Raw genomic sequence first — 18,313 nt, 5'->3', positions numbered from 1 at the left:
CAATAATAGTATGCGAGATACGGACGATCGTTCCGTGTTCTCGCATTTTTTTACTTTATTGGCCATGTGCATAAGAAAAGAAGCCGCAAGCGTCATTAGCTTGACGCACACGGCCCCTCTTCCTCATCTATGACACATCCCTTCCGGAATGCTTACATACCGTAGACCGCCAGCTCTTCTTCAATCGCTGCCTTGATCTTCTCGATGCATTCTTCGGTCGATTTACCAAATACACGCTTCCCGTTGACGAGCGCGTAGGGACGCAGCTTGCACAGGCCGCACAGATTCATGCAATCCGCGCGCAGGACTGCGATTTCGGGATACAAGTCCTCCAAATGCTCCAGCTCCAAAGCACTCATCAAGTTGCTGTCGCAGATCTCGACCACGACAATGCCCATCCTGATCACCACAATCCTCTATATAAAAATATGAATTCATTATGGGGAACTTGCGGTGATTTGTCAAATCCGGAAGCCTCGCAGTCCGACTAATGGATCAGCGATTCAGCGCCATCCACATAGATTTCCGAGCCGGTTATATGATCGGAATCATCCGAAGCCAGGAACAGCACCAGTTTCGCGACTTGGGACGGCTGTCCCGGACCGTGGGCGAGCGGCTGATCGCCTTCGGGATACTCAATCGGAACCCGGATCTCCTTCACCTCCGGTTTGATCATCGTATTGGCGCTAATGTTCGTGCTGATGGCGCCCGGACAGATCGCGTTGACACGAATTTTGTAACGGGCGAGCTCCAGCGCAGCCATCTTCATGAAAGCAACCTGCCCCGCCTTGGTTGTGCTGTAGGCAGAGAAGCCAAAGTTGGTGAACACGCGGTTGCCGTTGATCGAGCTGGTGATGATGATGCTCCCGCCTCTTGATTTCAAGTGAGGAATCGCATGCTTGATAGTAAGAAAGGTGCCCCGCAGATTCGTGTTCATGGTGGCATCCCATTCTTCGTCCTCCATTGTCTCGATCGGCGCGATCACGCCGTTGATCCCTGCATTGGCAAACACAATATCGATGACGCCCCATTCTCTGGCAGCCAGTTGCAAGCATTCAGACACCGCGGCTCCATCGGAAATATCGCATTGACCCGTCAGCGCCTCGCCGCCCGCCTCCTCGATCAGGCTGCGGACCTTCTGAATGCCTTCGGTTTCCTTGTCGATCAGCAGCACCTTGGCTCCATGCTCTGCCATCAGAAGGGCTGCGGCACGACCGATCCCGGACCCGGCTCCTGTAATGACTGCGACTTTACCATTCAATCGTTTGTGCATCAAGTGCCACCCCCTTCTAAAGTTCGCTTGCTCTGTTTATAACATAACCCGTTCGCTTCCGCTCTGAATCGTGTTCCTGTTGCGATAAGCGAGGAAAAAGAAGCTGCTCTGCAAGTACAGCATGCAGAACAGCTCCTGATGAAGAACACATCATTCGGTTGGTTAAAATACGACCGGCTTCACACATACCGGCTTATCCCGGGTAACCGTATGCCCGCTCGGAGCAAGCAATCCGTCATCCGGATTAACAGTGAACAGCACCAGATTGTTGCCATCACGGTTCGCAGCCACCAGAAATTTGCCGCCAGGCATCAAACTGAAATGCCTTGGATGCCCTCCCCCGGTCGGCATATATTGCAGCGGAGTCAGCTTGCCTGTGTTCTGGTCAACCCGATACACAACGATGCTGTCATGTCCCCGATTGGAGCCATACAGCGTCTTCCCGTCCGTTGATATAGCAATCTCGGCACAGTAGCTCTCGCCTTTATAATCGGGCGGCAATGTGGATACCGTCTCCACCGTTTCCAGACTTCCCTGATCACGGTTGTATCGCAGCACCGTTACGGTAGAGTCAAGCTCATTGATGACATAAGCATAGACCCCGCGCGGATGAAAGGTCAAATGCCGTGGTCCGGCCCCCTGTGCCAGCTGGGTTTCTCCGTGGAAGCTCAGCTTCTTTGCATCGGCATCCACCGTATAAGCCATAATTTTGTCCAAACCGAGGTCCTGCACAAACAGGTACTGCTCATCCGGACTGTAAAAGGCGGAATGTGCCCGCGGCTGTTGTCCGTCCGCGACCTGCACAAGCTCCGCATGACGCTTCTCATCCAGAAGCGGCCCCGGAGTGCCGTCATCCTGGATGGCATGAAGCCCGATCAAGCCGCCATGATAACTCGATACAATTAGAAATTTGCTCTCTGCATCCCGCTGGATATGGCAGGTTGAACTGCCGACACTTTGTACCCGGCTGAGCTCCTGCAGCTTCCCAAGCTCCGGATCGACCGCAAACGTTACAATTTCAGCTGCCTTCTGACCCTGTACCGAAATTTCGCCAATGGCATACAATCGGCGCGCAGAAATATCCACATTCAGAAAAGTCGGATTTTTAATGCCCGATGCCTCGTCCAGCAGCTTTAATTCCCCGCGCTCCTGGTGGAACTGATACACCCCGATCCCCGGGCTGTCCTTCTCGGCATAGGATCCGGTAAACAATAAGGTTTGATGTGAATTTGAAATCGTCATTATGTATCTCCTTTCTCATCCATCCGTGCAATGAGATATGTTAAACCTTTAAATTCCATGTTAACGATAACCCCATCGAAAATCAAATGCTAAGCTGCCTTGCTCCCGTTTATTTTTCGTGGAACCGGGTATGTATACTCTACATCATCCTGAAGGAGGTATGTATCATGAAGCAACCAAGCAGTGATGAAGCCAGAAATCGTCAATATACGGATAATGATTCGCAGGAGCAGCGGGATAAGGTAAATAAGCATCAGGACGTGGAGCCCCAGGCGGAGAACTGGAATCCTCGCGACCTCGAGCCGCAGAAGACCAAGAGTAAAGAAAAGTCCCGCTAAGCTCCCGGCCGACCTCTCTGCTAACCCCTCCCCATTTTAGGGGAGATGCAAATACGCATAGGAGAAACAACCGGAGCTGGCTGGAGTGCAGCACAAAAAAGGCAGGTGCTATGGAAATCCATAGACCTGCCTTTGTTATGTTCGCACAAGTTCGATCCTTGCTTACCCTTCCAGCAGCAGCGATTCCGGATCTTCCAGAAGCTGTTTGACGGTGACAAGGAAGCTTACAGCCTCAGCACCATCTACAATCCGGTGGTCATAAGACAAGGCAATGTACATCATCGGACGGTTTTCCATCCGCTCCTCGTCAATGGCAACCGGACGCAGCTGGATTTTGTGCATCCCGAGAATACCGACCTGCGGGGTATTCAGAATTGGTGTCGAGAGCAGCGATCCGAACACGCCGCCGTTCGTAATCGTGAACGTGCCGCCTTGAAGCTCGGACAGCGACAGCGAGTTGTTGCGGGCTTTGCCTGCCAGATTCACGATCTCTTTCTCAATCTCTGCAAAGCCAAGGCGATCCGCATCACGCACGACCGGCACCACAAGACCTTCCTTCGCCGAGACGGCAATACCGATATCATAGAACTTCTTCACAATAATATCTTCGCCGTCGATTTCCGCGTTCAACAGCGGGAATTTCTTCAGCGCGCCCACTACCGCTTTAGTGAAGAAGGACATAAAGCCGAGGTTGACTTCAAACTTCTCTTTGAACGAATCCTTTCTCCGTTTGCGGAGATCCAGAATGGCGCTCATGTCAACTTCGTTAAAGGTAGTAAGCATCGCTGCCGTATGCTGGGCCTCGACCAGACGATTGGCAATCGTCTGACGGCGGCGCGACATTCTGACACGCTCAACAGGCTTGGTGAATTCGGCAGGAGCAGCAGGAGCTGGGGCTGCCGCAGCCGGGGAAGCCGGCTTCGATGCGCTGGCTGCACCCGCTTGATGGTTCTTCACGTCATCATGATAGATGCGACCGATCGGGTCGCGGCCCTGTACCTGTTCCAGATCAATCCCGCGCTCGCGTGCAAGCTTGCGTGCCGAAGGCGAAGCGGTTGTGCCTGAAGCATCTCCGCTGTCCACCGGTGCCGGCGCTGGTGGTTTCACAGCTTCCGCTGCCGGAGCAGCCTCTGACTTCGCCGGAGCTGGCTCCTCTGCCTTCGGAGCCGGAGCCGACTTCGTTACGCCTTCTTGCGCAGCGATTTGTCCAATCACTTCGCCAATGGTGACATTCTCACCTTCCTGACGAAGGATTTTCTCCACAACCCCTTCCGCTTCCGCGCTGATTTCCAGATTGACCTTATCCGTTTCTAACTCGAGCAGCACATCACCGACACTTACAGCATCTCCTTCTTTGACATGCCATTTAAATATCGTTCCTTCGGTGATGGACTCGCCCATAGCTGGTACAGTAATTTCGCTCACAGCCGCTACCTCCCCAATGAGATCTGTTGATTAATGGTTTTTCGATTAAGGGCAAAAGAAATGATCGTCTGTTGCTCGTATGCATGCACATCCTGATAGCCGCTCGCAGGACTGGAGCGCTCCGGACGTCCGTTATAGCGGACTTCGACTCCCTGAGGCGCAATTTCGCGAATTCTCGGCTCCATGAAGAACCATGAACCCATATTCTGAGGCTCTTCCTGAACCCACAGAATTTCCTTCAGATTCGGGAACTTCTGCAGCACGCGGGAAATCTCCTCTTTCGGGAACGGATACAGCTGCTCTACCCGCAGAATATGAAGCCAGGACTGATCTTCATCCTTCTGTTTATCCAGCGCATCCTCCAGATCGATTGCCACTTTCCCGGAGCACAGAATCAGACGCTCTACCTTTTTCGGATTATTGCCAAGTCCCGGCTGCTCCAACACCTTCTGGAAGCCGCCTTCACTGAAGGCATGGACCGGCGATGCCACCCGCGGGTTGCGGATCAAACTTTTCGGTGCCATCAGCACAAGCGGACGAGCGTCCTCTGTATTCGTGATGGCAGCCTGACGGCGAAGCAGGTGGAAATATTGAGCCGCGCTCGACAAATTCGCAACAACCCAGTTATCCTCGCCGCTCAGCTGCAGGAAACGCTCCAATCTCGCACTGGAGTGCTCCGGGCCATTACCTTCATAGCCGTGAGGGAGCAGCATGACCAGGCTCGATTTCTGTCTCCACTTCGAACGTCCCGCAGAGATGAACTGGTCAATGATAACCTGGGCGCAGTTGACGAAGTCGCCGTACTGGGCTTCCCAAATGACCAAGGTCTCCGGTGAGTACACATTGTAGCCATACTCGAATCCGAGAACCGCCTCTTCCGTCAGCGGGCTGTTGTGAATGGCAAACGATGCCTTCGCCTGCGGCAGACGGTGCAGCGGGCAGAAGGTGCTGCCGTTCACCGAATCATGAAGCACCAGATTCCGGTGCGCGAAGGTCGCGCGCTCCGCGTCCTGGCCCGTAATCCGGATCGGCTTGCCGTCGGACAGGATGGTGGCGAAAGCCAGCGTTTCCGCATGCCCCCAGTCCACCTTCTCGCCTTCATTCAGGGCGCCGCTGCGCCGTTCCAGAATCCGCTTCAGCTTCGGATACACCGTGAAGCCTTCCGGCCATTTCAGCAGCTCACGGTTGATTCCGCGCAAGCTTTCAGCCGAGATGTTCGTGGCTGGCTCCGGACGGCTCTTGCCGTCGCTGGCGTTCAGTTCGAGCAGAGCGGAATCCGAGAGCTCCTTCGACTTCACATTGTCGTATGCATCCTTCAGCACTTGAACAACCTGGTCCTTTAGCTGATCCACTTCTTCCTGGCTCAGCGCCTGCTCATTCACCAGTTTCTTCATATAAATGGTGCTGACCGTCGGATGAGTTTTCACTTTCTGATAGATCAGCGGCTGTGTCGTTTCCGGATCATCGGTTTCGTTGTGACCGTACTTGCGGTAGCCGACGAGATCGATCAGAATGCTCTTCTTGAATTTATTGCGATATTCACTTGCCAGTCGCGCAACGGCAATGCAAGCCTCCGGATCATCCGCATTCACATGAATGATCGGAATCTCGTACCCTTTAGCCAAGTCGCTGGCATAGTGGGTAGAACGGGAATCCTTGCCTTCCGTTGTAAATCCGATCCGGTTATTCACGATGATGTGAATTGCTCCCCCGGTCCGGTAGCCTGGCAGCTTGTTAAAGTTCAACGTCTCGGCAACAACGCCTTCGCCAGGGAAGGCCGAATCGCCGTGAATCTGGATGCTTGCCGCCTTGTTGACATCCTGCTTCGGATATCCCGGCTGGCTCCGATCCTCTTGCGCCGCCCGGGCGAAGCCTTCTACGACCGGATTAACATATTCCAGGTGGCTCGGGTTGTTCGCAAGCGTAATGCGGACATCATGCCCTTCGCCCTTCTTCAGGAAACGGTCTGCGCCAAGATGGTATTTCACATCGCCGGTCCAGCCATAGTTGATGCCCATCGAGCCTTCCGACGGCACCAGATGTTTATTCGGCGAATGCATGAATTCGGAGAAAATTTTGCGGTAGTCCTTGCCCAGCACGTGAGCCAGCACATTCAGACGTCCGCGGTGAGCCATGCCGATCAAGATCGAATCCACATCCACCTCGGCCAGTTCACGCACAATCTCATCCAGCAACGGAACAAGCGCTTCATTCCCCTCGACGGAGAAACGCTTGGCCCCTACGAAGGTCCGGTGCAAAAATTCTTCAAACTGCTCGGCTTCAAGCAGCTTCTTCAGCAGATCCCTGCGCTCTTCCGCAGACAGACTGACCGGGAACCGCCCGGACTCCACCTGATGGTTAAGCCAGTTTCTCTCTTCTTCATCATGGATATGACTGAATTCATATGCGATGGTGCCCGTATATAATTTCAGCAGCCGCTGAACAGCTTCCCAGCCGTTCTTCACATCCCCAGGCGCATTCTCCCACACAATCTCCGCGGGCAGAGCAGCCAAGTCTGCTTGGCTGAGCTGATAAGTTTCCGGTTGAAGCAATCGGGTGTCGGCTTCTTCGCCGATGCCGATCGGATCGATATCCGCGGCAAGATGGCCGTAGGTTCTAATATTCCATACCAGTTTTCCTGCATCCACACTCTTCTTCAGCAAGTTGCGGTCAAGAGGGGCTACTTGTCCCTGCGAATCCGCTTTCTTTTCATTGTTTTCCAAAAATGGAGGCGGTCCCCAGCTAGCAAACAGCTCGCGGTATCCAGGCTCCACTTCATCAGGGTTCTGTAAATATTTCTCGTATTGGTCTTGAATGTACCCCAAGTTCGGACCGTGATATTTCTGCCAGGGCCCTTCTGCCATTCTGTCAAGGGTCTTCATCGCTGACTCCCTCCGTCAGATTATTTTGATAGTACTTGGACGGAATTTCTTTATTAAAATTTAAACGTTTTCTTTACACTCCCATTATAATACACAACCGCATCAGACCGAAAATAACCTTTTTATATAATATTGATCTCGGAAACAGATGGATTTGCGACAAAATATTGACGATTTCGCCTTTCTTCAACATAACTTTTGTATGAGTTTCCATTTCATTCTATTTCCTGAGAAATACCGGGTAATTCAAACCAGTCCAATTGCCTGAGCGGCTCGGGACCGCTGTCCATGCCGAGCAGCTGCAGCAGCTGTTTCGCATTGTCGGAGGCATCGCCGCCGGAATTGTTGTTGAAAATCATCCAGCACTGCCGCACATGCTTAAGCAGCTTGAGCACGTGATCCCGCCACTCTCTAAGCTCTTCATCATTGTAGCGGTACAGGTACCGCACCTCGCGCCAGTTCTCCTGCCCGCCGGAATTCCACCCGTTCATATTGCGGCCGTGTAAACGAATCATCACCGCATCCTCACGGGTCGGCTCAAGGACAGTCGGCACGGAGCCGGCTCCTGCCTGCGGCTCGTCCACGATGCTGTGAATCCAGCCCTCGTCCTGCATGAATGCCAGCGTCTTCTCGCGCATCCCCGGCTCAAACCAGCTTTGATGCCGGAATTCAAGCGCCAGCGGAGCGTCGCCCATCCATTCCCGGGTCCGCTTCAATATTTCAACATGCTTGCGCTCGCATTGAAACCATGGCGGATACTGGAAAAGGACCGCTCGCAGCTTCCCCTTCTCCCTCAGCACCTCCACCGATTGCTTAAACGCATCAAACATCGCCTTTGTGTTCGGGTAATAACTTTTCCCCTTGCCCCGGTCATGTCCGGTCATCCCTTGAAAAGCCTTCACAATAAATCCGAAGCCTTCCGGCGTCTGATCACACCATTTGCCCATCTGCTCCGGAGAGGGAATAGCGTAGAACGAATTGTCCATCTCCACTACCGGAAAATGCCGCGCGTACATCCCCAGCCTATCACCGGCCTTCGCGCCTTCATCGTAAAGCTTGTCATGATCGCCCCAGCCGGACAACCCGATATGTACACGCTGCGCAAGTCCTTCACTCGACATAAGCACTCACTCCATCTGTTCCATAACGGCCAGCGTTTCTATAGAGACGCTACCTCATACTTACCCTGATGTCCCAACTTCAATCTATATCCTACCAGACTTTGAAGCCCAAATAAAACCGCGCCTCAACGGCGCGGTTATTCAGCGGCAATCCATCAATTATTTCGTTCATGGTGTCATAAATAGGACATGCCCCTGAATACAATGGGAACAAACAGTGATCGTACAAGCCTTCGCAGTCTTCGTAATAATAAATGATACGGCAGGTGGATAACGATGAGTTTATTTTTAAGCTACATGCTTCTTGGACTGTCCCTCTCGGCCCCAATCGGCCCGATTAATGCGGCTCAGCTCGACAAAGGAATCAAACGCGGCTTCTGGCATGCGTGGATGTTCGGTATCGGTGCGGTGACGGCGGACATCCTGTACATGGCCATGGTGTATCTCGGCGTTGTCCATTTTCTTGAGACACCGTTCATGCAGACGTTTCTGTGGCTCTTTGGCGCATTTGTACTCATCTATACAGGCATAGAGAGCATCCTGAACTCCAAGACCGTCTCCATCAGCGAGGCCAAGGGGGAAGAGTCGCTGTGGAAATCGGCTGTATCCGGCTTCCTCATGTCCATCTCTAATCCGATGACGATTCTGTTCTGGCTTGGCATTTATGGTTCTGTCCTGGTCAAAACCGCTGCCGACCACGGAACGGGCGATCTGATGCTCTACAGCCTGGCGGTCATTCTCGGCGTCATTGTTTGGGACTTCTTCATGGCAACGCTGTCCAGCACCTTCCGCAAGTTTCTGAGCGACGGCGCGCTTGCCCTGATCTCCATTCTGTCCGGACTATCCCTCGTCGGCTTCGGCATCTACTTTGGAATTCGGGCTGTGTTTGCCCTGTTTGGATAACCCGCTTCATGGCGCTCATCTGACCGGCTTCGGCCGCAGCCTGGAGTCATTGCCATGCTCCTTCTGGCGCTTCTCGGCTTTCCGCCAGATGTACTGCATGATGAGCACCACGATCAAGATGACTGCAGCAAATGCCAGACTGATCCAGAGCCCCGGCCGGCTGGTGTGATGGAAGGCGGTGCCTGCAACGGCCAGCACGATGAGCAGCATTCCTGTATAGCGTTTGATCTGACCCCAGACAGACAGCTTCAGTATTCTTCCGGCGGAGATCAGAATAAACAACCAGTTGTACAGCAGCATCAGTCCTGCGCCTGTCGTCAAAAACTCATAGATTTTCCCCGGCATAATGAGCGACAGAACAATCGATACGATCAGTCCTCCAGCGGTCAATCCAAGCGCGAACACCGGAGTTTTGCGTTTGAATTTCTTTTTGGCGAACAGCTTCGGCGCATCCTTGTCCTCGGACAGCGTCACGAGCATGGTCGTCACCGCATACAACGACGCTACCATGGTGGAGAAGCCGGCCACGATGAGCACCGCATTAAAGATATGAGGGATGAACGGAAGATCGTACGAGCTTAACGCGACCACAAACGGACTTTTCTCCGGTGAAAATTGACGCCATGACACCATCATCAGCGACAGTCCAAGCGAGATCACATACACAATCGAGAGCAGCAGTATCATGACCCGGCCCGATTTCGGCGCTTCCTTCGGATCTTTAAGCCGGATGGCCATCACCCCCATCACCTCGATGCCGCCAAAAGCATAGAAAGCAAAGATGAGGGAGGACCACAGGCCCAGCGCGCCCGTCGGAAACCATTCTCCTGCCGTCGCAGGCACCTTCGGCTGTGTGCCGCCGCTTAGCCAGCCCATCAGAGCCGCAGCGGCAATGACGAGGAACATCACAATCGCCGCCACCTTAATGACAGCAAGCACGTTCTCCAGCCGGTCGAAGCCCTTGTTCCCGATCCAAATGACCAACAATCCGAGGACGGCATAGCCGGCCGCAAATATCCACATCGGAACAGCAGGAAACCAGAAGCGCGAGAAGATCGCGAGCGCCGTCATCTGGCTGCCCATAATAAGCACTTCCGAGCACCAGTACATCCAGCCCGACGAGAAGCCTGCCCAGCGGCCGTAGGCTTTTTTGGCATAGGAACGAAACGATCCTTCACGCGGATCTTCGGCTGTCATGCGTGCCAGCACGTCAAAAACAATGAACGTAGCGATTGCCGCAAGCACAAACGAGATCAGAACGGCCGGTCCGCCCAGCCGAATCCCCAGGCTGGAGCCGAGAAAATAACCGGTTCCAATCGTCGAGGCGACCCCCAGCAGCGCCAGCTGCCACCAGGTCAGCGTATTTTCAGTTCGTTTACGATGTTTAGTATGTTCCACGTTCTGTCCTCCCTACCCGATTCACACACAGAGCGATTTTGTGCACAGTTGAATCTAGTATGAAGGGTTTGCTTCGACATTATGTACACAACGGCCAATTAATAAATGAACCCGCTGTCTTTCTCTTGTATGTATATATAAAAAGCAGGGCGGAGACTATCGTCTCCGGCCCTGCCGGTTCATGTGTTGCCCTACAGCATTTTTTTGATCTCGTCCTTGATCGACTCGGATTGCGGACCGAACACAACCTGGACTGCGCCTTTGCCTAGTCTCATGACCCCTGATGCGCCAAGCTGCTTCAGCGCTGCATCATTGACAACCTGATCGTCCTTGACAACGAGGCGAAGGCGGGTAATGCACGCATCCACAGATTCGATGTTGTCAGCGCCCCCGATGTGAGTCAAAATTTTGGCTGCCCTGCTGTCTGTCGAGGCGGTGGCGGTTGAACCAGCTTCCCCGGCATCGCTGTCCATCTCAAATTCATTCGGGTCGTCAGATCGGCCCGGTGTTTTCAGATTGAACATTTGGATAATGAACCGGAACAGGAAGTAGTATACGAGGAAGAAGACAAGACCGACCGGAATGAGAAGCCAGGCATTCGTCGAAAGCTTCATATTGACCAGATAGTCAATCAAGCCTGCCGAAAATGCGAAGCCGAGCTTCACATCCAAGGCGTACATAATGTAACCCGCTACCCCTGTCAAGATTGCATGCACCAGATATAGGATCGGCGCTACGAACATAAAAGTGAACTCCAGCGGTTCGGTGATGCCTGTCAGGAACGCGGCCAGCGCCGAACCCATAAAGATGGAGGCAACAATTTTCTTTTTCCCCGGTTTTGCGGTATGGACAAATGCCAAAGCTGCCCCTGGCAAGGCAAACATCATGATAGGGAAGAAGCCCGTCATGAACATGCCGGCCGATTTGTCTCCGGCGAAGAAGCGGTGCAAGTCACCGTGCACAACTTCACCGGCCGCATTCGTAAAGTCGCCGATTTGAAACCAGGCGATTGCATTGATAACATGATGCAGCCCGATCGGGATCAGCAGGCGGTTGGCAACGCCAAACACAAATGAGCCAATGCCGCCAAGGCCGACCACCCACATGCCGAATGAGCTGATCACTTCCTGGATCGGACTCCAGATCATGCCGATCAATACGGCCAGCACCATCGTGCTCGCCGCTGTAATGATCGGAACAAAACGTTTACCTGCGAAGAAGCCAAGCCAATCAGGAAGTTTGATATTATGGAATTTCTTGTACAGGTACGCTGACCATATCCCCGCTATAATACCGCCAAGAATCCCCATATTTAGACTGGTATCATCCGGAATCCAACCGAAAGCAGCCGGAGCTGCATCCATCACATTGATCAATACTTGATAAGCAATAAGAGCTGACAGCGCCGCTACGGCATCCCCTGCAAATCCTATCGCTACCCCAATTGCAAAAATAAGCGCCAAATTCCCAAATATCGCTCCTGCCCCTGCATTCAAGAAGGGAGCAAAATACGTGTTCAAGAATCCACCGACTGCTGCCCCGAGATGAAGGTCATTCTCATAATCGATGAGGCCAAAACCTTGCAAAATCCCGGCTGCCGGTAATGTCGCCACAGGAAGCATCAGCGATTTCCCCAGCCTTTGTAACTTGGCTAACATTCAAATCATCCTTTCTCTGATCTAAAATGGTTTATTGTAAAACCGTCTTCAAAATGACGCGTCTGCCTGCCGTCGCAGGCCTGCTGCTCAACTTCAAGCTGATCGTCAGCGGTTTATTACCTGATTACTGCCCGGCTAGTTGCGGACAAAATTCATAATTATTCCGGCGGTTACGATTATCATCCGGCAAGTGAGCAGGAACTATTCTGCCATGCGAGAAGTGATCCGGAAGAAAAATAGCAGCAAAAAAAGAGCCAAGAAAAGAAACCTGCGTCATCAGGTTCACTTTCCTTGGCTCATGCCCACAACTGGTAACACGCCAATGAATGATATAATGCTGTGTTCAAGCTTAATTCAGCATGTCAGTGCTGTCAATACTTATTATAGACTCCTAGTTTTTTACGGTCTTGCTCATACCAGCGCAGCCTATATAGCATATTCTATGCTTTAAGCTCCACATTCAGGACAACATCCTGACCGGCAGCAACATGTCCCGTCTGGCCTTCCACCTTGGAAGCCAGTTCATCCGCATTGGTGACGATGATCGGAGTAATGAGCGGATAGCCCGCATTTCGGATCGCCTCCATATCAAACTCGATCAGCACCTGACCAGCTTTCACCTGATCGCCTGTGTTGACATGGCTTGTATAGCCCTCGCCTTTCAGACCGACGGTGTTGATGCCGATGTGGAACAAATACTGCAGTCCCGTTTGTGCATCTTCGAGCATGACAGCATGCTTGGATTTGATTACATGCGCGACTGTCCCGTCAAAAGGAGCCACCAACCGGCCTTCGGCCGGCTCAATCGCAATGCCCTGTCCCATATGTCCTGCGGCAAAAGCCTCATCAGGCACCTCGGACAGCGGCACCGCCTTTCCTGTCAGCGGAGCTTTGATCTCGATAGGTGAAGCTGCTTTTTTCTTCTTCCATTTTCCAAACATGATGGTTTCCTCCCTTAATGTGGTTTCTTGGGGTCATCTTTAGAGGCTTTCCTTCCCTGAAACAAGCGATACAGATGCATCGCCAGAAAGCAGATCTCTGATTCCGGAACTTCCCGGTTCAAGTCTTGCTTCATATAAGTACCCAGACGCTTGGCCAGTGCATATTCCCTCTTAAATCTGCTGCGAATCTGATCGGCAAACGGATTGTCAACATCCATTGTCTGGTTCATGATCCGGTCCACCGAGAAACGCAAATGCGTCAGCAGCCGGACATAATCCATACTGCTCCGGTTGAACTCGATCTTCCGCTCCTGCTCAATCGTATCGACGAGGCGGCTGACAAGGTTTGAGGCTTTGACAAGCTGTCCGACCGGCACATGGCTGACAGCCGAATAGACATGGTAGGTCAAAAAACCGACTTCATCCTCCGGAACCTCGATGTGAAACGCTTCTTCGATCATTGCGGCCGCTCTGGCGGCAATGTCGTACTCCTTGGGGAAGCTGATTCGGGTTTCCTCAAGAAAAGGATTGATAATGTCCATGCCTTTGCGAATACGAAATACAGTAAACTGGATATGGCTTGGAAGGGCCAGATACACCTTGTTATTTAGCGTGCCCGGAAATTCCTGAGAAATGCTGTTAATGATGCTGTCCGCAACCTCCATGACCAGGGGGTCGAACTCCTCAAGCAGATCATGGAACTGATTCAATTGGTCCCGATCCTCCAGCTTGAAAAGCTTCTCTACGCGGGAGTCATCCAAAGACACCTCATCGCCGATTTTTGTTCCAAAGCCGATGCCCTTGCCAAGTATGACATACTCCGAAGCTTTCGCTCCGCCGTGCACCATCACCACATTATTGCCTATGATCCGTACTACTGTATATGTCTCGTCTCCGCGCATGTTCTTCCCCCTTTCCTGTATAGTATGCCTGGATGATGCCATAACCTTATGGACAAGGATCATTTCAGGGAATCCACAACAAAAAGCCAAGAATAAGACACCCGCTAACGGGAATCTCTTCTTGGCTCATGCCCTGTAAAGGTAACACGCCATATAAATAGATATTGCCATCATAAACAATTGCACGGATTTCGTCAATGTTCGATCTTTTTTCCCGTGCCCGTCCATTACATCTATCCGGACATGCACCTTCTTGCGATGCTTCCTATCGTCAACAACCCGGCCTGTAATATGGGCTCAAAGCGATTCTACCTGGAGCGGACCTGGAATAAGATAGAATAATCCCTCTTCATCTATTTTTGGCAAAGAAGGAGTCCTGGATAACGATGACAAGACATCGCTATGATCTACGAAGCCAGGCCAGCAGCCTTCGGGGCAGAGGCTATGCCCATCTCTCCTCGGGGCAGCTTCCGCATATGGAATCGATATGTGTGAGCGAGGTTCATCTGGAGCCCGGCGGTCATCTTCCACCCCATAGCCACCCGGATGCCGGGGAGCTATGCTACCTTTTATCCGGAGAAATAAGCTACGCGCTTGCCGATCCTTCCGCGCAGAACCCGCATATCTACCTGCTGCAGCCGGGTCAAGCCGCGTATGCGCCACCGGGATGGTACCACTGGCTGACACCGCTAACCCCGAGCACGAAACTCCTTCTGATCTACAATCAGGACAGGCCTCATCAACAAGAGCTGCTGCCGTGGCGTTCAGGTGAAATTTATCCGGTGATGGAACAGGCGGCGAATCAGACAACTCAGCTAAAATCCGGGCAGAACGCTGTCTCCCCATCCCCGCCGTGGCTGGCCAACCAACGAAAAACCACGATCAACCGTTAAACGCGTTGCATCGTGGTTTTTGTTCTGCAGCATCAAATCTATGTAGTTCACTCGATAAAGAACTTCTCTTCCGGGCGAATCTGCTTCTTCAAAATCTTCAGGTCCGCTTCAAGTCTGGCCACCGTCTCCTCCAGCTTGAGCGGGTCCAGGGTCGGCCGTTCAGGCTCAGGCTTGATGCCGGCCTTCAAATCCCGGATGATGATCTGCTGCTCCTGCCATTTATCCATCAAGTCGGAAATTGTGGCGTAAAAACGCTCGTAATCTTTTATCACATCGTCCAGAAAGGTATCGACCTCTTCCTGATCGTAGCCGCGAAGCTTGGTTGAAAATTCCTTCTCATGGATTGACAAAGCATCCAATTGAATACCCAGCTGCCGAAAAAGTTTCTTCTGCTTGTCTAATCGGCGTTTCATATGCTCATCCATTGCGATTTACCTCCATCCGTTGATGCAGCCAGTAACTTGCTACCTTTTTTATATCATATCCGGGTCTTAGAATAAAACCACCCCGGGGCTTTTTTAGAGAAAGTTCCAAAAACACCTCCCTGTCCTTCCGAAAGTCTGATTGCCGTCCCGTCCATGCGGGTAATGCAAAACATAGAACGACTCGAAAGGAGAGACTCACGATGAGTGCGTTGACACAACCGCAATTGAACGAACTTGAACAGCGTCTGCTTCAGGACAAAGCAAGGCTGGAACAGCTGATCGGGTCTCCGGAGCAATCCGGCGAGGATTCTCTTCGCGATTCGACCGGGGAACTGAGCGCAGCCGATAATCACCCTGCTGACCTGGCCACCGAGGAGTTCGAACGCAGTCGCGATCTCGCCATACATGACAAGCAGGCACAAGAGCTGGATCGGATTGATACCGCCCTCCAACGAATGGACGAAGGCAGCTACGGCACCTGTGCCGTGTGCGGCCGGGACATTCCCTATGAACGGCTGGAGGCGCTGCCGAGCACGATTCACTGCATCGAGCATGCATCCAGCCACAGCTCCGAGGACTCACGCCCTGTAGAAGAACAGGTCATGACGCCTCCACCTTCGGGCGCAGGGGTTAATCGTCAGCGGAATGCCGGCCAATTCGACGATGCTGGCGCATGGGAAGCCGTCCAGGATTACGGAACGTCCACCTCGCCTGCACTGTCGCCACAGCCGGGGACCGATGATTACAAGGATTAAGGTCGCCTCCGTCCCATATTGAAGCTTGTCCCTCTCTATACATGAATATGAAAGATTCGCAGAAAATAGAATGGAAAGCTGGCTCCCGGTCGGGGCCAGCTTTCTGCCTGCAATGACGCTATTTCCTTTTGTTCTGAACCATCGTGGTAAAGAACTCATATTCATGAACGTCTTCTTCATCGCGCTTCCTCTTGTATTTCTCAATCAGCTGATCCAGCTCCAGCACGAATTGCTTGTTCTCTTCCTCCGTCATGTAGAGCGTGCTCGTTATCATATTTCCAGCCGACGGTTCGGACTGCTCCATCTGCTTGAAGAAATGCTCCTTGTTCTGATTAAAAATCGTGGACAGCAGCTTGTTCGTCTCCGAGCGAATCAGTTCCTTGATCATCGGCTCTTCGCCATGGCCTTCCTTGGTGGCATGCTTAATCTGCACCATTCCGGCAAACGGCTCGTAATATTTCGCAATAATACCGTTAATCTCCTTGGTGGACACCATGGACACCATGCCGATCCGCTCCAGCTTCTTCATATGATAATGCACTTTGGCCGGCGCATCCCCGATCTCGTCGGCAATCTCCTTCACCGTAGCCGGACGGTTCATTTTGTGCATCAATTGCAAAATTTGGAGACGATATGGATCCGAATATATTTTAACTTCCTCCAGCGTTCTCAGCTCTTTCGTTTCCACATCGAACACCCCAGTTCCGGATTGAGAATAGTTACCGTCTCTTATTATAGGGTGTGGATGGGGAAATATCAAAGTGTCCCCATACTAGATTTCCCGAAAACTCTTCCGCCTGCCCAGAACGATCACCGGCAGCAACATGAACAGCCCCATGATCATATACAGCGTTTGCGGTGTCTGATATTGTGCGACCACCCCTGTAAGAAAGCCTCCCAGCGGGATGGCCAACGTGCTGAGCACGCCCAGCAACGAGCCGATGCGGCCGAGCATATGTCGGGGCGTGACCTCCATCAGGTAGGTGGAAATCGGAGTATTCAGGATGCTGACGGAAGCCCCGAGCAAGAACATGAACACCGCCGCGGTCTCCAGGCGATAGGCGGGCAGCATTACCGGAATGCTGAGCGCAGCATAGCATGCGCCAAGCAGGACACAGCCGGTAAAGATCAGCGTGCTCTTTTTATAACGTTTGCCGTATTGTCCGACCCCGAGACTGCCGGCAATCATGCCGAGCAGCAGCGCCGTCCCGAGCACGCTCATCCCCGCGCTGCCCGCTCCGAGCGACTCTCTTACATAGACGGGCTGAAGCACATTAAGCGGCGCCACACAGAAATTAATGACGACAGCCAGCGCCGTGGTGCCAAGGAGCAAGGAATGGGATTTCACAAAGGCAAGCGCCTCTTTAATATCCGCGATCATGGTCCTGCTCTTCTGCACCGCCCCGCCTGCCTTCTCCTCTTCATCAGCTGCCGGATCCTGGGCGTCCAGCCCCCTCAACGTCAGCACGGTCACCGCTGCAGCAGTGAAAGTGACGCTGACCACCAGAATTGTGCCCGATATTCCGATGAAAGCGATCAGCGCCCCGGCAGCCGATAAGCCAACAAGCTCCGCCGTTCGATTCAAGGAACTGAAGATTGAATTGCCGGCCAGCAGCTGCTCCTTCGGCAGCAGCCTAGGCACAACCGACATCTCGGCCGGCTTGGAGAAGCACTCCAGCGTGGAGATGATAAAGGTGATCGCAAATAAATGCCATACTTCAAGCCATCCCAAGGCATACAGCGCTGCGGTCACAGCCACCATCCCGCCCCGCCCGATATATACCGCAGCCAGCACCTTCCTTTTCGACCAACGATCGACGAGCGTTCCTGTAAACAGACTGAATAACAGATTAGGCACAAAATTGAAAGCAAACAAGGATCCCATCAGCAGCTCCGAACCAGTCAGAATGTAGACAAGCCAGCTGTAAGCAATCGAATCCACGGAATCCCCGAATCTCGTCATCGTCTGAGCGGCGACATACACCATGAACGAGCGAATCTTCATCAGCTCGCGCAGCCCTTGCTTCTGTTCCAATACGGCGGTCCTCTCCACTTTTCCATCTTCCTCTCGTTAAAATTATACAAACGTTCATATTTTTATAACGTTAAAATAATTTTAACGTTAATTTTATTTTAACGATGTGGAGGAAAATTGCA

The 18,313-nt window shown here is 52.5% G+C and carries 17 protein-coding genes; 4 read left to right on the top strand and 13 right to left on the bottom strand.

Annotated features, from left to right (window positions below; genetic code table 11):
* Nucleotides 1–152 precede the first annotated feature (152 nt).
* The 3 genes from MKX64_RS20100 to MKX64_RS20090 all read right to left on the bottom strand — a co-directional run bounded on the left by MKX64_RS20100 (nt 153) and on the right by MKX64_RS20090 (nt 2,515).
* Nucleotides 153–398: a DUF1450 domain-containing protein gene (locus MKX64_RS20100; RefSeq protein WP_095266222.1), complete on the bottom strand. Its 246-nt coding sequence runs from the start codon at nt 396–398 to the stop codon at nt 153–155.
* A gap of 89 nt (nt 399–487) precedes the next feature.
* Nucleotides 488–1,273, bottom strand: a complete 786-nt coding sequence (locus MKX64_RS20095; RefSeq protein ID WP_095398808.1) for an SDR family oxidoreductase — start codon at nt 1,271–1,273, stop codon at nt 488–490.
* 162 nt (nt 1,274–1,435) lie between these two features.
* Nucleotides 1,436–2,515 carry a lactonase family protein gene (locus tag MKX64_RS20090; RefSeq protein WP_155618094.1) on the bottom strand — a complete coding sequence of 360 codons (1,080 nt, stop codon included), beginning with the start codon at nt 2,513–2,515 and terminating at the stop codon, nt 1,436–1,438.
* A 167-nt stretch (nt 2,516–2,682) separates the two neighbouring features.
* Here MKX64_RS20090 and MKX64_RS20085 point away from each other — a divergent pair, with 167 nt between their 5' ends.
* Nucleotides 2,683–2,853 (top strand): hypothetical protein, encoded by a 171-nt coding sequence (locus tag MKX64_RS20085; protein WP_176475608.1) that lies wholly within the window; start codon nt 2,683–2,685, stop codon nt 2,851–2,853.
* Between the two features lie 162 nt (nt 2,854–3,015).
* On the opposite strand, the gene odhB is transcribed toward MKX64_RS20085, so the two are convergent.
* From odhB to MKX64_RS20070, 3 genes are all read right to left on the bottom strand, one after another.
* On the bottom strand, nt 3,016–4,278 hold the full coding sequence (gene odhB / locus MKX64_RS20080) for a 2-oxoglutarate dehydrogenase complex dihydrolipoyllysine-residue succinyltransferase (protein ID WP_095398806.1): 1,263 nt from the start codon (nt 4,276–4,278) through the stop codon (nt 3,016–3,018).
* 5 nt (nt 4,279–4,283) lie between these two features.
* Nucleotides 4,284–7,160: a 2-oxoglutarate dehydrogenase E1 component gene (locus tag MKX64_RS20075; protein WP_095398805.1), complete on the bottom strand. Its 2,877-nt coding sequence runs from the start codon at nt 7,158–7,160 to the stop codon at nt 4,284–4,286.
* Nucleotides 7,161–7,375: 215 nt separating this feature from the next.
* Nucleotides 7,376–8,281 (bottom strand): DUF72 domain-containing protein, encoded by a 906-nt coding sequence (locus tag MKX64_RS20070; RefSeq protein WP_095398804.1) that lies wholly within the window; start codon nt 8,279–8,281, stop codon nt 7,376–7,378.
* Between the two features lie 276 nt (nt 8,282–8,557).
* On the opposite strand from MKX64_RS20070, the gene MKX64_RS20065 reads away from it, so the two are divergent.
* A complete protein-coding gene (locus tag MKX64_RS20065; protein ID WP_155618095.1) occupies nt 8,558–9,184 on the top strand; it encodes a LysE family transporter in 627 nt (208 codons plus the stop codon).
* A 15-nt stretch (nt 9,185–9,199) separates the two neighbouring features.
* On the opposite strand, the gene MKX64_RS20060 is transcribed toward MKX64_RS20065, so the two are convergent.
* The 4 genes from MKX64_RS20060 to MKX64_RS20045 all read right to left on the bottom strand — a co-directional run bounded on the left by MKX64_RS20060 (nt 9,200) and on the right by MKX64_RS20045 (nt 14,083).
* Nucleotides 9,200–10,582 (bottom strand): amino acid permease, encoded by a 1,383-nt coding sequence (locus MKX64_RS20060; protein ID WP_095266215.1) that lies wholly within the window; start codon nt 10,580–10,582, stop codon nt 9,200–9,202.
* Between the two features lie 191 nt (nt 10,583–10,773).
* The gene (gene nagE, locus MKX64_RS20055) at nt 10,774–12,240 is read right to left on the bottom strand and encodes an N-acetylglucosamine-specific PTS transporter subunit IIBC (protein WP_095266214.1); all 1,467 of its coding nucleotides are present in this window, start codon (nt 12,238–12,240) and stop codon (nt 10,774–10,776) included.
* Nucleotides 12,241–12,680: 440 nt separating this feature from the next.
* Nucleotides 12,681–13,181, bottom strand: coding sequence for a PTS sugar transporter subunit IIA (locus MKX64_RS20050; RefSeq protein ID WP_095266212.1), 501 nt, complete (start codon nt 13,179–13,181; stop codon nt 12,681–12,683).
* A 14-nt stretch (nt 13,182–13,195) separates the two neighbouring features.
* Complete coding sequence (locus MKX64_RS20045; RefSeq protein WP_155618096.1) at nt 13,196–14,083, bottom strand: BglG family transcription antiterminator; 888 nt, start codon at nt 14,081–14,083, stop codon at nt 13,196–13,198.
* A gap of 386 nt (nt 14,084–14,469) precedes the next feature.
* On the opposite strand from MKX64_RS20045, the gene MKX64_RS20040 reads away from it, so the two are divergent.
* A complete protein-coding gene (locus tag MKX64_RS20040) occupies nt 14,470–14,976 on the top strand; it encodes a cupin domain-containing protein (RefSeq protein WP_155618097.1) in 507 nt (168 codons plus the stop codon).
* Between the two features lie 47 nt (nt 14,977–15,023).
* On the opposite strand, the gene MKX64_RS20035 is transcribed toward MKX64_RS20040, so the two are convergent.
* Entirely contained in the window at nt 15,024–15,401 is a 378-nt protein-coding gene (locus tag MKX64_RS20035; protein WP_095398799.1) for a DivIVA domain-containing protein, read from the bottom strand.
* Between the two features lie 200 nt (nt 15,402–15,601).
* Between MKX64_RS20035 and MKX64_RS20030 the strand changes: the two genes are divergently transcribed.
* On the top strand, nt 15,602–16,156 hold the full coding sequence (locus tag MKX64_RS20030; RefSeq protein WP_155618098.1) for a TraR/DksA C4-type zinc finger protein: 555 nt from the start codon (nt 15,602–15,604) through the stop codon (nt 16,154–16,156).
* Between the two features lie 118 nt (nt 16,157–16,274).
* Here MKX64_RS20030 and MKX64_RS20025 read toward each other — a convergent pair whose 3' ends face one another.
* Nucleotides 16,275–16,844, bottom strand: a complete 570-nt coding sequence (locus MKX64_RS20025; RefSeq protein ID WP_095266274.1) for a winged helix-turn-helix domain-containing protein — start codon at nt 16,842–16,844, stop codon at nt 16,275–16,277.
* An 84-nt stretch (nt 16,845–16,928) separates the two neighbouring features.
* On the bottom strand, nt 16,929–18,209 hold the full coding sequence (locus tag MKX64_RS20020) for an MFS transporter (protein WP_095398797.1): 1,281 nt from the start codon (nt 18,207–18,209) through the stop codon (nt 16,929–16,931).
* Nucleotides 18,210–18,313: the final 104 nt, after the last annotated feature.

The organism is Paenibacillus sp. FSL M8-0334, assembly GCF_038000405.1.
GTDB lineage: Bacteria > Bacillota > Bacilli > Paenibacillales > Paenibacillaceae > Paenibacillus_AQ > Paenibacillus_AQ campinasensis.
This window is presented reverse-complemented; position numbering and strand designations above follow the sequence as displayed.